This window comes from Vogesella facilis (assembly GCF_042648525.1).
Lineage (GTDB): Bacteria > Pseudomonadota > Gammaproteobacteria > Burkholderiales > Chromobacteriaceae > Vogesella > Vogesella facilis.
Map to the genome: position 1 here is coordinate 241,082 of NZ_JBHRXN010000010.1, position 13,888 is coordinate 254,969.

Below are 13,888 nucleotides of genomic sequence, written 5' to 3' on the forward strand. Positions count from 1 at the left end.
GTGGCTTTTTTCATGGCATGGCCGGCAAGGTTGGCCGCATCAGGCGCGCTCGCCCTTGGCCAGGGTAATCAGCCGGGTGCCGGCCAGACGGTCGTGCAGGAACTGGCGCTCCGGGTCGGTGAGCGGCCACAGCAGCGGCAGCATCCACCAGGCCATGGCGATCCACATCGAGGCGCGGCTGTCGCCGCTGGCGCGCTGCCAGGCGAGGAAGGACAAGATGGGCACGCCGACGAACAGCAGCAAGGCCACCACGAAGCGTACTGCGGCATGCGGCCAGCCCAGCCGGCCGCCATCACGCAGCACCAGCTTGAGGCGCCAGGTCTTCATCGCCGGCGTCTGTCCGCTCTTTACCCAGCAGTAGCCGAAATAGCCGAACAGCACGCCAGCCATGCCAAGGCGATACAGCCATTCCACGGCCGGTGCATGCCCCGTCCAGACCAGCAGCGGGGTAAAGACCGCGGCGGTGGTGAACACAATGGCGGCAAGTAGCAGCAACTCGTAGAAAAGACTGGCAAAACGGCGGCCGAGGCCCGGCGTGGGTGCGGATGTCATGAGGGGAAGATCACCATCGGAAAAGGTTGGCCGCAGGCGCAGCCAACACTGCATGTTACCAAAGCCGGCATACGCCGCCTACCCCTGTAAAAGTGGCTGTTTTTGAATGTTTTTGCCGCTTTTTTGCACCTGCACAAAAGCGCTTGACCGTGCTTTCTGGCTTGGGTTAAGTTCGTTCATCACGGGACAAAAATAACCTGAATATAAAGAGGCAAAGATGCAGATATCGGGCGCGGAGATCGTAGTTCGCAGCCTGCAGGAAGAAGGGGTCGAATTCGTATTCGGCTACCCCGGCGGCGCGGTTCTCGAAATTTATGACGCAATTTTCCGGCAGCAGGAATTCAAGCACGTACTGGTCCGCCACGAGCAGGCCGCGGTACATGCCGCTGATGCCTACTCGCGTTCCAGCGACAAGGTCGGCGTGGCGCTGGTCACTTCCGGCCCGGGCGCAACCAATGCGGTAACCGGCATTGCCACCGCCTATATGGATTCCATTCCGATGGTGGTGATTTCCGGCCAGGTGCCGACCCCCGCCATCGGTCTGGATGCGTTCCAGGAAGTGGACATGGTGGGCATTACCCGCCCGTGCGTGAAGCACAACTTCCTGGTGAAGGACATCAACGAGCTGGCGTCCACCATCAAGAAGGCGTTCTACATTGCCAAGACCGGTCGCCCCGGTCCGGTGGTGGTGGATGTGCCGAAGGATGTAACCCAGGCCAAGGCCGAGTTCCATTACCCGGAAAGCGTGAGCATCCGCTCCTACGTGCCGGTAACGCGCGGCCATCCGGGCCAGATCAAGAAGGCCGTCAACCTGCTGGCCGAAGCCAAGCGCCCGTACATCTACGTGGGTGGTGGCGCGGTGCAGGGCGATGCCGCTGCCGAAGTCACCGAGCTGGTGAAGATGCTGGGCGTGCCGTGTACCAACACCCTGATGGGCCTGGGCGCCTATCCGGGCGAGGATCGGCAGTTCCTCGGCATGCTGGGCATGCACGGTACTTACGAAGCCAACATGGCCATGCAGTACTGTGATGTGCTGATCGCCGTCGGCGCGCGTTTCGACGACCGCGTGATCAGCATCCCGTCGCACTTCCTGTCGCAGCCGAAGAAGATCGTGCACATCGACGTGGACCCGTCCTCCATCGCCAAACGCGTGAAGGTAGACGTGCCCATCGTCGGCGACGTGAAACACGTGCTGCGCGACATGATCGACCTGTTCAAGCAGAGCGGCCTGAAGACCAACGAGCAGCACCTGGCTGGCTGGTGGCAGCAGATCGAGCAATGGCGCAGCTACAACAGCCTGCTGTACACCCCGTCTACCGAGCTGATCAAGCCGCAGTACGTGGTGCAGAAGCTGTACGAGATCACCGGCGGCGATGCCATCGTGACTTCCGACGTCGGCCAGCACCAGATGTGGGCGGCGCAGTACTACCCGTTCAAGCGTCCGAAGCAGTGGCTGAACTCCGGCGGTCTCGGCACCATGGGCTTCGGCTTGCCGGCCGCCATCGGCGCACAGCTGGCCAACCCGGACGCACAGGTGGCCTGCATCACCGGCGAAGGCTCCATTCAGATGAACATCCAGGAGCTGTCCACCGCCAAGCAGTACCACACCCCGGTGAAGGTGATCGCGCTCAACAACCGCTACCTGGGTATGGTGCGCCAGTGGCAGGAGTTCTTCTACGGCACCCGCTACTCCGAGTCCTACATGGACGCGCTGCCGGATTTCGTGAAGATCGCCGAAGCCTACGGCCATGTGGGCATCAAGGTGGAAAACCCGGCCGATGTCGAGCCGGTGTTGCGGGAGGCCTTCAGCCCGGCACTGAAGGAACGTCTGGTATTCCTGGACTTCCGTACCGACCAGTCCGAGAACGTGTTCCCGATGATCCAGAACGGCAAAGGCCTGGACCAGATGGACTTGCCGCCGCACATGCGCGAGCTGCAGATTGCTCCGTTCGAGAACAACCGTGACTACGGCAACATGTGCTGAGGCGTAAGAATGCGACACATCCTTTCTATCCTTCTGGAAAACGAAGCGGGCGCACTTTCGCGAGTAGTAGGACTTTTTTCCGCCCGCGCATACAATATCGATTCGCTGACGGTGTCGACTACCGAAGATCCGACACTGTCACGGATGACTATCGTTACCCACGGGTCCGACGAAGTCATCGAACAGATCACCAAGCAGCTCAACAAGCTGATCGAGGTGGTCAAGGTGATTGACCTCAACGAGTCCGACCATATCGAACGCGAGATGATGTTGATCAAGGTCCGTGCCACCGGCAAGGACCGCGAGGAAATGAAGCGCATGGCGGATATCTTCCGCGGTCGCATCATCGACGTGACGGAAAAGACCTACACCATCGAGCTCACTGGTACCAGCGAAAAGCTCAACGCCTTTATCGAGGCGATCGACCGTTCAGTGATCCTGGAAACGGTGCGTACCGGTGCATCCGGCATTGGTCGCGGCGAACGTATTTTGAAGATCTGATATCACCAGGGCGGCTACCCGCTGCCCGAGAACAACTAGGGACATAAAATGAAAGTTTTCTACGACAAAGACGCTGACCTCTCCATCATCAAGGGCAAGCAGGTCGCCATCATCGGTTACGGCTCGCAAGGCCATGCCCACGCGCAGAACCTGAAAGAATCCGGCGTCAACGTGATCGTCGGTCTGCGCAAAGATGGCGCATCGTGGAAAAAAGCCGAGGCCGCTGGCCATCAGGTGAAAGAAGTTGCCGACGCGGTAAAAGCTGCCGACGTGGTGATGATTCTGCTGCCGGACGAATCGCAGCCGGACGTGTACAACCGCGAGATCGCCGCCAACATCAAGCAGGGTGCTGCGCTGGCCTTCGCCCACGGCTTCAACATTCACTACAACCAGATCGTGCCGCGCGCCGACCTGGACGTGATCATGATCGCCCCGAAAGGCCCGGGCCACACCGTGCGCTCCGAGTACGTGAAGGGCGGCGGCGTGCCGACCCTGATCGCCGTGTACCAGGACAAGTCCGGCAAGGCCCGCGACATCGCCCTGTCCTACGCTGCGGCCAACGGCGGCACCAAGGGCGGCGTGATTGAGACCAACTTCCGCGAAGAAACCGAAACCGACCTGTTCGGTGAGCAGGCCGTACTGTGCGGCGGCGCGGTGGAGCTGGTGAAAGCCGGTTTCGAAACCCTGACCGAAGCCGGCTACGCTCCGGAAATGGCCTACTTCGAATGTCTGCACGAGCTGAAGCTGATCGTGGACCTGATGTACGAAGGCGGCATCGCCAACATGAACTATTCCATCTCCAACAACGCGGAGTATGGCGAGTACGTGACCGGCCCGGAAGTAGTGACCTCTGCCACCAAGGAAGCGATGAAGAAGGCGCTGTACCGCATCCAGTCCGGTGAATACGCCAAGATGTTCATCCTGGAAGGCAAGACCAACTACCCGAGCATGACCGCCCGTCGTCGCCTGAACGCCGATCATCCGATCGAAAAAGTGGGTGCCGAACTGCGCGCGATGATGCCGTGGATCGCCAAGAACAAGCTGGTTGACCAGTCCAAGAACTAATCTGGACCGTACCCGATCAAGCCAAGCCGGACAGTGTCCGGCTTTTTGCATTCTGCAACACGGTTTGGCTTTTGCCGCACCGGCTGCCGTTTTAGAATGAACGACTGTATGCGGCCAACCTTGCGCCGTTCACCTCGACTCACCCGCCAACAATAACGACCAGGGCTATCCCATGCATATTGATCCGGCCCCGCACAAGCCTTCCCTGCGCCGCCAGGGCATTTACCTGCTGCCCAACTCTTTCACGCTCGCGGCGTTGTTTGCCGGTTTCTATGCCATCGTGCAGGCGATGAACCAGAATTTCGAACATGCCGCGGTGGCGATCTTCCTCGCCATGATTCTGGACGGCATGGACGGCCGCGTGGCGCGGCTTACCCACAGCCAGAGCGCCTTCGGCGCCGAATTCGACAGCCTTTCCGACATGGTGAGCTTCGGCGTGGCACCGGCGCTGGTGGCCTACGAGTGGCTGCTGAAGGATCTGGGCAAGCTGGGTTGGATGGTGGCGTTCATCCATTGCGCCGGCGCCGCACTGCGCCTGGCGCGCTTCAACACCATGATCGGTTCCACCGACAAGCGCTGGTTCATCGGCCTGCCCAGTCCGGCGGCGGCGGCGCTGGTGGCCGGCCTGGTGTGGATCTGCCATGCCTACGGCTACAACGACCTGCCGGGGCTGAAATGGGTGGCGCTGGGCTTCACCGCCTTCTCCGGCATCACCATGGTCACCAACGTGAAGTTCTGGAGCTTCAAGGAGATTCACCTGCGTCGCCGCGTGCCGTTCGTGATGCTGCTGGCACTGGTGGTGGGCCTGCTGCTGCTGATGTCCGAGCCGCCGCTGGTGCTGTTCGGCTTCTTTGTCTGCTATGCGCTGTCCGGCTACGTCATGGCCGCCTTGGGCATGGGCAAGAAGACGCCGCCGCTCGCCAGCGAGTAGGGCGAGACGGCGGCCGGCTTGGCCGCCAGGCGATGCTGCAAGACAACAGGGCGCTGCGGGCGCCCTTTATTGCGTCTGCAATTCTACATAATGTCCGATTTATTGCTTTGGACAACGCGCTTTTTGCGCTTTTTACGCGGGATGGACATTTTTGTTTGACACAATGTCGCGGCGTTTAGTAAGGTAACTGCAGAGACAAACAGGAGAGCAGTATGCAATTGGACATCGAGCGTCTAATCGAGGATTTTGGCGGCCCTAGCGTGCTTGCGGAGGCACTCACGGCCAGCTTTCCCGATGAGCCGGTGACCCGTGCTGCTGTCTATAAATGGCGGGAGCGCGGCAGCCTGCCGCTGGCGCAGCTGAACAAGCTGGCGCTGCTCGCCGTACAACAAGGCAAGAGATTCGATTTCAACGACTATCTGACCGGGGCCGCCGCTTCGGCGCAAGGGAGATCACCAGACATGGGCGACCGTCTTTACATTTTCGATACCACCTTGCGTGATGGCGAGCAGTCGCCGGGCGCAGCGATGACCAAGGAAGAGAAAGTCCGTATCGCCCGCCAGCTGGAGCGCCTGGGCGTGGACGTGATCGAGGCCGGCTTTGCCGCCGCCAGCCCTGGCGATGCCGACGCCATTCGCGCCATCGCCGAGGTGGTGAAGGAATCCACCGTCTGTTCGCTGGCGCGTGCCAACGAGCGCGACATCCGTGCCGCCGGCGAGGCGATCAAGCCGGCCGCGCGTGGCCGCATCCACACCTTCATCGCCACCAGCCCGATCCACATGGAGAAAAAGCTGCGCATGACCCCGGACGAGGTGGTCGAGGCAGCGGTGAAGGCGGTGAAACTGGCGCGCGAATACACCGACGATGTGGAATTCTCCGCCGAAGACGCACTGCGCTCCGACATCGATTTCCTCGCCCGTATCTTCGGCGAAGTGATCAAGGCCGGTGCCACCACCCTCAACGTGCCGGATACTGTCGGCTACGCGGTGCCGAAAATCACCGAGGCCTTCTTCCGCGAGCTGATCGCCAAGACCCCGGGCGGCGACAAGGTAATCTGGTCCGCCCACTGCCACAATGACTTGGGCATGGCGGTGGCCAACAGCCTGGCTGCGGTGCTGGGCGGTGCCCGCCAAGTAGAGTGCACCATCAACGGCCTGGGCGAGCGTGCCGGCAACGCCGCGATGGAAGAGATCGTGATGGCGGTGCGCACCCGCAAGGACGTGTTCGCCGTGGAAACCCGCGTCGATGCCACCCAGATCGTGCCGGCGTCCAAGCTGGTGTCCACCATCACCGGCTACCCGGTGCAGCCGAACAAAGCCATCGTCGGCGCCAACGCCTTTGCCCACGAATCCGGCATCCATCAGGACGGCGTGCTGAAGCACCGCGAAACCTATGAAATCATGTCGGCCGAATCGGTGGGCTGGACCGCCAACCGCCTGACGCTGGGCAAGCTGTCCGGTCGCAACGCCTTCCGTACCAAACTGCAGGATCTGGGTATCGTGCTGGACAGCGAGGAAGCGCTGAACGCCGCCTTTGCCCGCTTTAAAGAGCTGGCTGACAAGAAACGCGAGATTTTCGACGAAGATTTGCACGCGCTGGTATCCGACCAGCTGGTGACCGTCGAGCAGGAAGACTACAAGTTCGTGTCGCTGAAAGTGGCCACCGAGACCGGCGAAGCACCGCAGGCGCAGATCGTGTTCGTCGAGCACGGCAACGAGCAGCGTGCTGAGTCCACCGGCTCCGGCCCGGTCGATGCCGCCTTCAAGGCCATCGAAAGCGTGGTGAAGAGCGAGGCCGAGCTGGAGCTGTACTCGGTGAACGCCATCACCAAGGGCACCGAATCGCAGGGCGAAGTGACCGTGCGTCTGGCCAAGGAAGGCCGCATCGTCAACGGTCAGGGCGCCGACACCGACATCATCGTCGCCAGCGCCAAGGCCTACCTGGCGGCACTGAACAAGCTGCATAGCAAGACCGAGCGCGTGTACGCCCAAGGCCCGGTCTAAAGAGCGCGCAAACGCGGCGGCAGGACATCCCACCCGGAAAGGTTGGCCGCGGCGTTAAAGATCAAAGGCTCACAAGGCCGTCCTATTCAGGTGGCTGCCCCATCAGGCAGACGCCGACCGCCGACCCACGAGGTCGGCGCTGTCGTGTCTGCCTTTTGTTTTGCCGTTTTGGCCGCATCTAGCGGTGATTCAACTACAGGACAGCTGCTGTGGCACAAGGCTATTTCATTACCGGCACCGATACCGAGATCGGCAAGACCCACAGCGCCGTCAAGCTGGTGCGGCACCTGCAGGCGCAGGGCAAGCGGGTGCTGGCGATGAAGCCGGTGGCTTCCGGTTGCGAGCTGCAGCCCGACGGCAGCCTGCTCAACGACGACGTGGCGCGGCTGGTGGCCGCCACCGGCCAGACCGATCTGGACTTGATGAACCCGTACCGCTTCCAGCCGCCGGTATCGCCGCACATCGCCGCGCGCGAGGCGGGGGTGGAGATCGAGCTGGCGCTGATCGCCGAGCATTACCAAAGGTTGGCCGCAGACGCCGAGGTGGTGCTGGTGGAGGGCGCCGGCGGCTGGCTGGCGCCGCTGTCCGACCGCTACCGCATGCAGGAGCTGGCGCAGCGGCTGCAGCTGCCGGTGATCCTGGTGGTGGGCATGCGCCTGGGCTGCATCAACCATGCGTTGCTGACGGCGCAGGCGATACAGGCCGCCGGCTGCCAGCTGGCCGGCTGGATCGCCAACCGCGTGGTGCCCAACCAGCTGGCCTACGCCGACAACCTCGCCACGCTGAAACAGTATCTGGGTGAACCCATGCTGGAGCTGCCCTACGAGGGCTAGCCGCGCTGCAATAGGCCCAATTCGCGCCGCCGGCAGGCGCGCCGTGGGGTGTTGCGCGCCTCAGCAGGGGGCGTCTGCTGCGGTGCATCATGATAAATCCTTGTTTTTTTACGGCGAATTCCTAATCTCGATACTGCACTGCCACGAAATAGAGCAGCGAGTGACCGGGTTTCCGGCCAACACGAGAGGATAGGTGCCGGCAGATTATCGTGCCGTCACCAACAGGATCACTCCGGCAGCGGATGATCCATAGGGGGACGCCATGCTTTCCCGTTACACCCTTCTTGGGATCTTGGGGGGCGCACCGCTGAGCGCGGCTGCGGCCAACCTGAACTTCCAGACACCTGTCACCCAGGTGGCGCAAGACATCTACGACCTGCACCTGCTGCTGCTGTACATCACCGGCGGCATTTTCGTGCTGGTGTTCGGCGTGATGTTCTGGGCTATTTTCCGCCACCGCAAAGCCGCCGGCCATCAGGCCAAGCTGTTCCACGAGAACACCACGGTGGAGATCGTGTGGACGGTGATTCCGTTCCTGATCCTGGTGGCGATGGCACTGCCGGCCACGCGGCTGATCCTGCAGCAGAAGAGCAGCGCCGGCGCCGAGCTGACCATCAAGGTCACCGGCTACCAGTGGAAGTGGCAGTACGACTACCTGGAGCAGAACGTCCGCTACATGAGCCACCTGGCCACGCCGCAGGACGCCATCGTCAAGGCCGCCGGGCGCGGCGACAACTATCTGCTGGAAGTCGACGAGCCGCTGGTGGTGCCCACCGGCGTCAAGGTGCGGGTGCTGCTGACCGCCAACGACGTGATCCACTCCTGGTGGGTGCCGCAGCTGGGGGTGAAGCAGGATGCGGTGCCGGGCTTCGTACGTGATGCCTGGTTCAAGGTGACGCAGCCGGGCACCTACCGCGGCCAGTGTGCCGAGCTGTGCGGCAAGGATCACGGCTTCATGCCCATCGTGGTGGTGGCCAAGACGCCGGCCGACTACCAGCAATGGTTGGCCGCCAAGCAGAAAGCCTCTGCGGCCAACGCCGACGACCCGAACAAGGTGTGGAAGCTGGACGAGCTGAAGGCGCGTGGCGAGAAGGTCTATACGCAGAACTGCGTGGCCTGCCACCAGGCCAACGGCAAGGGTATTCCCGGTGCGTTCCCGGCACTGGATGGCTCGCCGATCGCCAGCAAGAACAAGCCGGCGCACATCGAGATCGTGCTCAATGGCAGCAAGAAAAACCCGGCCATGGCGGCTTGGGGCAAACAGCTGTCCGATACCGACATCGCGGCGGTGATCACCTACGAGCGCAATGCGTGGGGCAACCAGACTGGCGATGTGGTGCAGCCCAAGGACATCAAGGCTGCCCGTGGCGGCAAGGCGTAAGGAGGGGATGATGGCGATCGCGGAAACCACCCACGCCGGTCACGGCGACCACCACGGCAAGCCACACGGGCTGGCGCGCTGGCTGTATGCCACCAACCACAAGGACATCGGCAGCCTGTACCTGTGGTTTGCCTTTTCCATGTTCATCTTTGGCGGCGTGCTGGCGCTGTGCATCCGCGCCGAGCTGTTCCGCCCCGGCCTGCAGTTCTGGCAGCCGGAGCTGTTCAACCAGTTCACCACCCTGCACGGGCTGATCATGGTGTTCGGCGCCATCATGCCGGCCTTCACCGGGCTGGCCAACTGGCTGCTGCCGCTGATGCTGGGCGCGCCGGACATGGCGTTTGCACGCATGAACAACTGGAGCTTCTGGCTGCTGCCGCCGGCCGCCCTGCTGCTGCTGATCTCGTTTGCGGTCCCCGGCGGCGCGGCGGCGGCCGGCTGGACCATGTACGCGCCGCTGTCCACCCAGATGGGCATGGGCATGGACCTCACCATCTTTGCCATCCACATCATGGGGGTCAGCTCGATCATGGGCTCGATCAACATCATCGTCACCATCCTCAACCTGCGCGCGCCGGGCATGAGCATGATGCAGATGCCGATGTTCGCCTGGGCTACGCTGATCACCGCCTACCTGATCATCGCGGTGATGCCGGTGCTGGCCGGGGTGGTGACCATGGTGCTGACCGACCGCCACTTCGGCACCCACTTCTTCAATGCCGCCGGTGGCGGCGACCCGGTGCTGTACCAGCATATCTTCTGGTTCTTCGGCCACCCGGAGGTGTACATCATGGCGCTGCCGGCCTTCGGCATCGTCAGCCACATCATTCCCACCTTCAGCCGCAAGCCGCTGTTCGGCTACACCTCGATGGTGTATGCCACCAGCTCCATCGCCATCCTCAGCTTCATGGTGTGGGCGCACCACATGTTCACCACCGGCATGCCGGCTACCGCGCAGCTGTTCTTCATGTACGCCACCATGCTGATCGCGGTGCCCACCGGGGTGAAGGTATTCAACTGGATCGGCACCATGTGGCAGGGCAGCATGAGTTTCGAGACGCCGATGCTGTTCGCCGTGGGCTTCATCTGCCTGTTCACCGTCGGCGGTCTGTCCGGGGTGACGCTGAGCATCGCCGCGGTGGATATCCAGCTGCAGGACACCTACTACGTGGTGGCGCATTTCCACTACGTGCTGGTGGCCGGCGCGCTGTTCAGCCTGTTCGCCGCCGTCTACTACTGGTTTCCCAAGATGACTGGCCGCATGTACCACGAGAAGCTGGGCAAGTTCCACTTCTGGTGGTCGATGATCTGGTTCAACGTCACCTTCTTCCCGATGCACTTCCTCGGCCTGGCCGGCATGCCGCGCCGCATCCCCGACTACAACCTGCAGTTTGCCGACTTCAACGCCATGGCCAGCGTCGGGGCGTTCTGCTTCGGCCTCGGCCAGCTGATCTTCCTCTACAACATGATCAGCAGCATCCGGCACGGCCAGCCGGCGCCACAAAAGCCGTGGGAAACCGCCGATACGCTGGAATGGCAGATACCCACGCCGGCGCCGTATCACAGCTTTGTCGAGGCGCCGACGCTGGAAGTGGGTGAAAACGGTGCCATCAAGTCCATGCAGGGCGGAAAGCACCATTGATATGACAACGCACCAGGCGACCCCGGCCCGTGACAACCGCACGCTGCTGCTCAAGCTCAGCCTGCTGGCGTGCGCGATGTTCGTGTTCGCCTGGGGCTTGATCCCGGTGTATGACGCGCTGTGCCGGGTAACCGGGCTGGGCAAGCTGCTGCAGCCGGATGCGGTCGGCACGGCACCGGCGGCAACGTTGGCCGCACCCATCGTGCTCACTTTCGACGCCACGGTGCAGCCGGGGCTGCCGTGGCAGGTGCGGCCGCTGGTGTCCACACTCAAGGCGCGGCCGGGCGAGTTCGTGCGGGTGGATTACGAGATTACCAATGCCAGCAACCGGCGGGTGACCGGGCAGGCGATCCCGCGTTACCTGCCGGCTGCAGCGGCGGAGTACGTGAAAAAGCTGGACTGCTTCTGCTTTGCGCAGCAGGCGTTCGAGCCGGGGCAGACCAAGCGCTTCCCGGTGGTGTTTGTGGTGGACAAGAGCGTGCCGGCCGGCATCGACAGCATCACCCTGGCCTACACCATCTTCGATGTACCGGGGCGGTCATGAACAACCCGCTGCAAGCCCTGCGGGCGGTGCTGTCGGCCTTTGTCGGCATCCGCAAGGGGCACAGCGCGCGGCAGGACCGCAAGCTGAGCTTTGCCGACGTGGTCACCGCTGCCATCGTGCTGGTGGCGATACTGATCGGGCTGCTGCTGCTGTTGGTGCGGCTGGTGACGGGCTAGCGGCAGGCGGCCCATGAGGAGAGCGTGATGATGGAACACAGCGAACAAACCCATTACTTCGTGCCCGATCCGTCGCGCTGGCCCATCATCGGCTCGCTGGCGCTGTTCTGCCTGGGGCTGGGCGCGGCGCTGGCTGTCAACAGCGTGGCGGTGGGCAAGCTCGGCCTGCTGCTGGGCTTCGGCATCCTGTTCTGGATGCTGTTCGGCTGGTTCGGCGACGTGATCCGCGAAAGCCTGGCCGGCCGCTACCACGGCCGCGAGGATCATTCCTTCCGCTGGGGCATGGGCTGGTTCATTTTCTCCGAGGTGATGTTCTTCGCCGCCTTCTTCGGTGCGCTGTACTACGTGCGGGTGATCTCGGTGCCTGAGCTGGGCAACGAGGTGCACAAGCTGCTGTACCCGGATTTCACCGCCAGCTGGCCGCTGCAGACCGGGCCGGGCATCACCGCGCGCTACCAGGCGATGGGCGCCTGGGGGCTGCCGGCGGTCAATACCCTGATCCTGCTCAGCTCCGGCGCCACGCTGACCTGGGCGCACTGGGGGCTGCTGGCCGGCCAGCGCCGGCAGCTGGCCACCGGGCTGGGCATTACCGTGGTGCTGGGGGTGAGCTTTCTGTCGCTGCAGATGTACGAGTACGCGCACGCCATGCACGAGCTGGGGCTGAGTCTGGCGGCCGGCGCCTATGGCATGACCTTCTTCATGCTGACCGGTTTTCACGGCCTGCACGTGTTGCTGGGTGCCATCATGCTGTCGGTGATGTGGCTACGGGTGCAGCGCGGGCACTTCAGTGCCGAGCACCATTTCGCCTTCGAAGCCGCGGCTTGGTACTGGCACTTCGTGGATGTGGTGTGGCTGATCCTGTTCGTGTTCGTGTACTGGCTGTAGCGGGCTACCAGCTGCCCCACAGCTTGCCGGCCATTACCAGCACAAACAGGCTGATGGACAGCACCACGCGCACGGTCAGTGCCCGCACAGTGCGGCGCGGGTCGCCGCCGCGGGTCAGCGAGCGCAGTGCATAGCCCAGCGAGCCGACGATCAATAACAACAGCAACGGTACGATCGCGTTCATGACAGTCACTCCCCCGGTGTCCACACCCCAGTCTAGACGGCCGCGTAGCGCCGCGTGGCTGTTGTTGCTGGCGCTGCTGCCGCTGGCGCTGGCGGTGTGGCAGTACCAGCGGGGGCAGCAGCGCAGCGCGCAGCTGGCGGCGTTCGAGCGTGCGGCCAACCTGCCGCCACGGCATCTGGCAGAAATCGCGCGCGATGCCGTGCCCAATGGCCAGCGGGTGTGGCTGACGGTGCGCGACAGCGCGCCATCGCTGCGGCTGGCCGGCGCGGTGCTCAATGGCCGCGACGGCGTGCGCGAGTGGCAGGCGGTGCAATTGGTGGATGGCAGCTGGGTGGTGATCGATCGCGGCTGGCTGCCGCGGCCGGTGGGCATCATGAGCCTGCCGTTGCCGACCGGACGGCTGAGCGGCCGCTGGGTGGCGCGGCCGGCACCCTATCTGCTGAGCAAGGCGCGCATCGGTATCGACGGTGAAGTGGATGCGCTGGACTGGCCGGCGCTGGCCGCCACGCTGCCGGGGCCGCTGCGCACCGGGCTGGTGGTGCTGGAGCCCACGCTGCGGCCGTACACCACCTGGCCGGTGCAGCCGGGCTTCGACCCGCGGCGACATTACGCGTATGCGCTGCAGTGGCTGTTGCTGGCGCTGGGGGTGGTGATAGGCGCACTGGTGATGATGAGGAGGCAGCATGCAACACAGCGTTCCGGGAACTGAACTGCCGCCTGGCGGCGTGTGGCGGGCCGACCTGCGCCCGCTGTGGCTGATCCTGCTGCTGGCGCTGGCGCCGGTAGTGGCCTCCACCGCACTGTATGTCTGGTGGCAGCCACAGGCTACGCACAGCGTCGGCACGCTGCTGGTGCAGCCGTTGCCGGCGGCGCAGGCGCAAGGTTGGCCGCAAGCGCGCTGGGTGCTGTTGTCGGTGGGGCAGGGCTGTGATGCGGCCTGCCGGCAGCGGCGCTTTGCCATGCAGCAGATTCGCACCGCGCAGGGCGAGGCGGCGGAGCGTATGCAGTTACTGCTACAGGCCAATCGCAGCGGGCTGCGCGAGGACGGTTTTTATCTGGTGGACCCGCAGCGCAATCTGGTGCTGTTCTACGCCGATGGCACCCCGCCCACCGCGGTGATCCGCGAAATCGGCAAGGTACTGAAAACCAATAACGGCCTCGGCTGACCGTGGCCCTTGCGGCCAACCGTGCCGCCCATGCTGCAACA

15 protein-coding genes are annotated in these 13,888 nt (G+C 63.4%); 13 read left to right on the forward strand and 2 right to left on the reverse strand.

Features of this window, described 5'->3' with window-relative positions; all coding sequences use genetic code 11:
• Positions 1-39: 39 nt before the first annotated feature.
• Positions 40-552: an RDD family protein gene (locus ACFOLG_RS05245; RefSeq protein ID WP_386089215.1), complete on the reverse strand. Its 513-nt coding sequence runs from the start codon at positions 550-552 to the stop codon at positions 40-42.
• 217 nt (positions 553-769) lie between these two features.
• On the opposite strand from ACFOLG_RS05245, the gene ilvB reads away from it, so the two are divergent.
• The 11 genes from ilvB to ACFOLG_RS05300 all read left to right on the forward strand — a co-directional run bounded on the left by ilvB (position 770) and on the right by ACFOLG_RS05300 (position 12,497).
• The gene (gene ilvB, locus ACFOLG_RS05250) at positions 770-2,536 is read left to right on the forward strand and encodes a biosynthetic-type acetolactate synthase large subunit (protein ID WP_386089218.1); all 1,767 of its coding nucleotides are present in this window, start codon (positions 770-772) and stop codon (positions 2,534-2,536) included.
• A 9-nt stretch (positions 2,537-2,545) separates the two neighbouring features.
• Positions 2,546-3,037, forward strand: a complete 492-nt coding sequence (gene ilvN, locus ACFOLG_RS05255; RefSeq protein WP_088966057.1) for an acetolactate synthase small subunit — start codon at positions 2,546-2,548, stop codon at positions 3,035-3,037.
• Between the two features lie 48 nt (positions 3,038-3,085).
• Positions 3,086-4,102: a ketol-acid reductoisomerase gene (gene ilvC / locus ACFOLG_RS05260; protein ID WP_386089221.1), complete on the forward strand. Its 1,017-nt coding sequence runs from the start codon at positions 3,086-3,088 to the stop codon at positions 4,100-4,102.
• A 172-nt stretch (positions 4,103-4,274) separates the two neighbouring features.
• Positions 4,275-5,033: a CDP-diacylglycerol--serine O-phosphatidyltransferase gene (gene pssA / locus ACFOLG_RS05265; RefSeq protein WP_386089224.1), complete on the forward strand. Its 759-nt coding sequence runs from the start codon at positions 4,275-4,277 to the stop codon at positions 5,031-5,033.
• Between the two features lie 212 nt (positions 5,034-5,245).
• Positions 5,246-7,036: a 2-isopropylmalate synthase gene (locus tag ACFOLG_RS05270; RefSeq protein WP_386089227.1), complete on the forward strand. Its 1,791-nt coding sequence runs from the start codon at positions 5,246-5,248 to the stop codon at positions 7,034-7,036.
• 209 nt (positions 7,037-7,245) lie between these two features.
• Positions 7,246-7,869: a dethiobiotin synthase gene (gene bioD, locus ACFOLG_RS05275; protein WP_386089230.1), complete on the forward strand. Its 624-nt coding sequence runs from the start codon at positions 7,246-7,248 to the stop codon at positions 7,867-7,869.
• Between the two features lie 262 nt (positions 7,870-8,131).
• Positions 8,132-9,250, forward strand: coding sequence for a cytochrome c oxidase subunit II (gene coxB, locus ACFOLG_RS05280; RefSeq protein WP_386089233.1), 1,119 nt, complete (start codon positions 8,132-8,134; stop codon positions 9,248-9,250).
• Between the two features lie 10 nt (positions 9,251-9,260).
• Complete coding sequence (gene ctaD / locus ACFOLG_RS05285) at positions 9,261-10,892, forward strand: cytochrome c oxidase subunit I (protein WP_386089236.1); 1,632 nt, start codon at positions 9,261-9,263, stop codon at positions 10,890-10,892.
• Position 10,893: 1 nt separating this feature from the next.
• Positions 10,894-11,436 carry a cytochrome c oxidase assembly protein gene (locus ACFOLG_RS05290; RefSeq protein WP_386089239.1) on the forward strand — a complete coding sequence of 181 codons (543 nt, stop codon included), beginning with the start codon at positions 10,894-10,896 and terminating at the stop codon, positions 11,434-11,436.
• Positions 11,433-11,612 (forward strand): DUF2970 domain-containing protein, encoded by a 180-nt coding sequence (locus tag ACFOLG_RS05295; RefSeq protein ID WP_386089242.1) that lies wholly within the window; start codon positions 11,433-11,435, stop codon positions 11,610-11,612. The genes ACFOLG_RS05290 and ACFOLG_RS05295 overlap by 4 nt, the downstream gene beginning before the upstream one ends.
• A 27-nt stretch (positions 11,613-11,639) precedes the next feature.
• Complete coding sequence (locus ACFOLG_RS05300) at positions 11,640-12,497, forward strand: cytochrome c oxidase subunit 3 (RefSeq protein ID WP_386089245.1); 858 nt, start codon at positions 11,640-11,642, stop codon at positions 12,495-12,497.
• 4 nt (positions 12,498-12,501) lie between these two features.
• On the opposite strand, the gene ACFOLG_RS05305 is transcribed toward ACFOLG_RS05300, so the two are convergent.
• The gene (locus tag ACFOLG_RS05305) at positions 12,502-12,681 is read right to left on the reverse strand and encodes a twin transmembrane helix small protein (protein ID WP_386089248.1); all 180 of its coding nucleotides are present in this window, start codon (positions 12,679-12,681) and stop codon (positions 12,502-12,504) included.
• Between ACFOLG_RS05305 and ACFOLG_RS05310 the strand changes: the two genes are divergently transcribed.
• Both ACFOLG_RS05310 and ACFOLG_RS05315 read left to right on the forward strand, forming a co-directional pair.
• Positions 12,680-13,390, forward strand: coding sequence for an SURF1 family protein (locus ACFOLG_RS05310; RefSeq protein WP_386089251.1), 711 nt, complete (start codon positions 12,680-12,682; stop codon positions 13,388-13,390). The two genes, ACFOLG_RS05305 and ACFOLG_RS05310, sit on opposite strands and share 2 nt — an antisense overlap.
• Entirely contained in the window at positions 13,365-13,847 is a 483-nt protein-coding gene (locus ACFOLG_RS05315; RefSeq protein WP_386089254.1) for a hypothetical protein, read from the forward strand. Before ACFOLG_RS05310 ends, ACFOLG_RS05315 begins: the two co-directional genes overlap by 26 nt.
• The last annotated feature ends 41 nt before the right edge of the window (positions 13,848-13,888 follow it).

What these genes read in the sequence shown, in the direction of transcription:
- ACFOLG_RS05270 (WP_386089227.1), top strand. Translation starts at nt 5,246, where the DNA reads ATGCAATTGGACATCGAGCGTCTAATCGAGGATTTTGGCGGCCCTAGC.
- ACFOLG_RS05295 (WP_386089242.1), top strand. Translation starts at nt 11,433, where the DNA reads ATGAACAACCCGCTGCAAGCCCTGCGGGCGGTGCTGTCGGCCTTTGTC.
- ACFOLG_RS05245 (WP_386089215.1), bottom strand. Translation starts at nt 552, where the DNA reads ATGACATCCGCACCCACGCCGGGCCTCGGCCGCCGTTTTGCCAGTCTT.
- ilvB (WP_386089218.1), top strand. Translation starts at nt 770, where the DNA reads ATGCAGATATCGGGCGCGGAGATCGTAGTTCGCAGCCTGCAGGAAGAA.
- coxB (WP_386089233.1), top strand. Translation starts at nt 8,132, where the DNA reads ATGCTTTCCCGTTACACCCTTCTTGGGATCTTGGGGGGCGCACCGCTG.
- ilvC (WP_386089221.1), top strand. Translation starts at nt 3,086, where the DNA reads ATGAAAGTTTTCTACGACAAAGACGCTGACCTCTCCATCATCAAGGGC.
- ACFOLG_RS05300 (WP_386089245.1), top strand. Translation starts at nt 11,640, where the DNA reads ATGATGGAACACAGCGAACAAACCCATTACTTCGTGCCCGATCCGTCG.
- ACFOLG_RS05315 (WP_386089254.1), top strand. Translation starts at nt 13,365, where the DNA reads ATGCAACACAGCGTTCCGGGAACTGAACTGCCGCCTGGCGGCGTGTGG.
- ctaD (WP_386089236.1), top strand. Translation starts at nt 9,261, where the DNA reads ATGGCGATCGCGGAAACCACCCACGCCGGTCACGGCGACCACCACGGC.
- ACFOLG_RS05310 (WP_386089251.1), top strand. Translation starts at nt 12,680, where the DNA reads ATGACAGTCACTCCCCCGGTGTCCACACCCCAGTCTAGACGGCCGCGT.
- ACFOLG_RS05305 (WP_386089248.1), bottom strand. Translation starts at nt 12,681, where the DNA reads ATGAACGCGATCGTACCGTTGCTGTTGTTATTGATCGTCGGCTCGCTG.
- pssA (WP_386089224.1), top strand. Translation starts at nt 4,275, where the DNA reads ATGCATATTGATCCGGCCCCGCACAAGCCTTCCCTGCGCCGCCAGGGC.
- ACFOLG_RS05290 (WP_386089239.1), top strand. Translation starts at nt 10,894, where the DNA reads ATGACAACGCACCAGGCGACCCCGGCCCGTGACAACCGCACGCTGCTG.
- ilvN (WP_088966057.1), top strand. Translation starts at nt 2,546, where the DNA reads ATGCGACACATCCTTTCTATCCTTCTGGAAAACGAAGCGGGCGCACTT.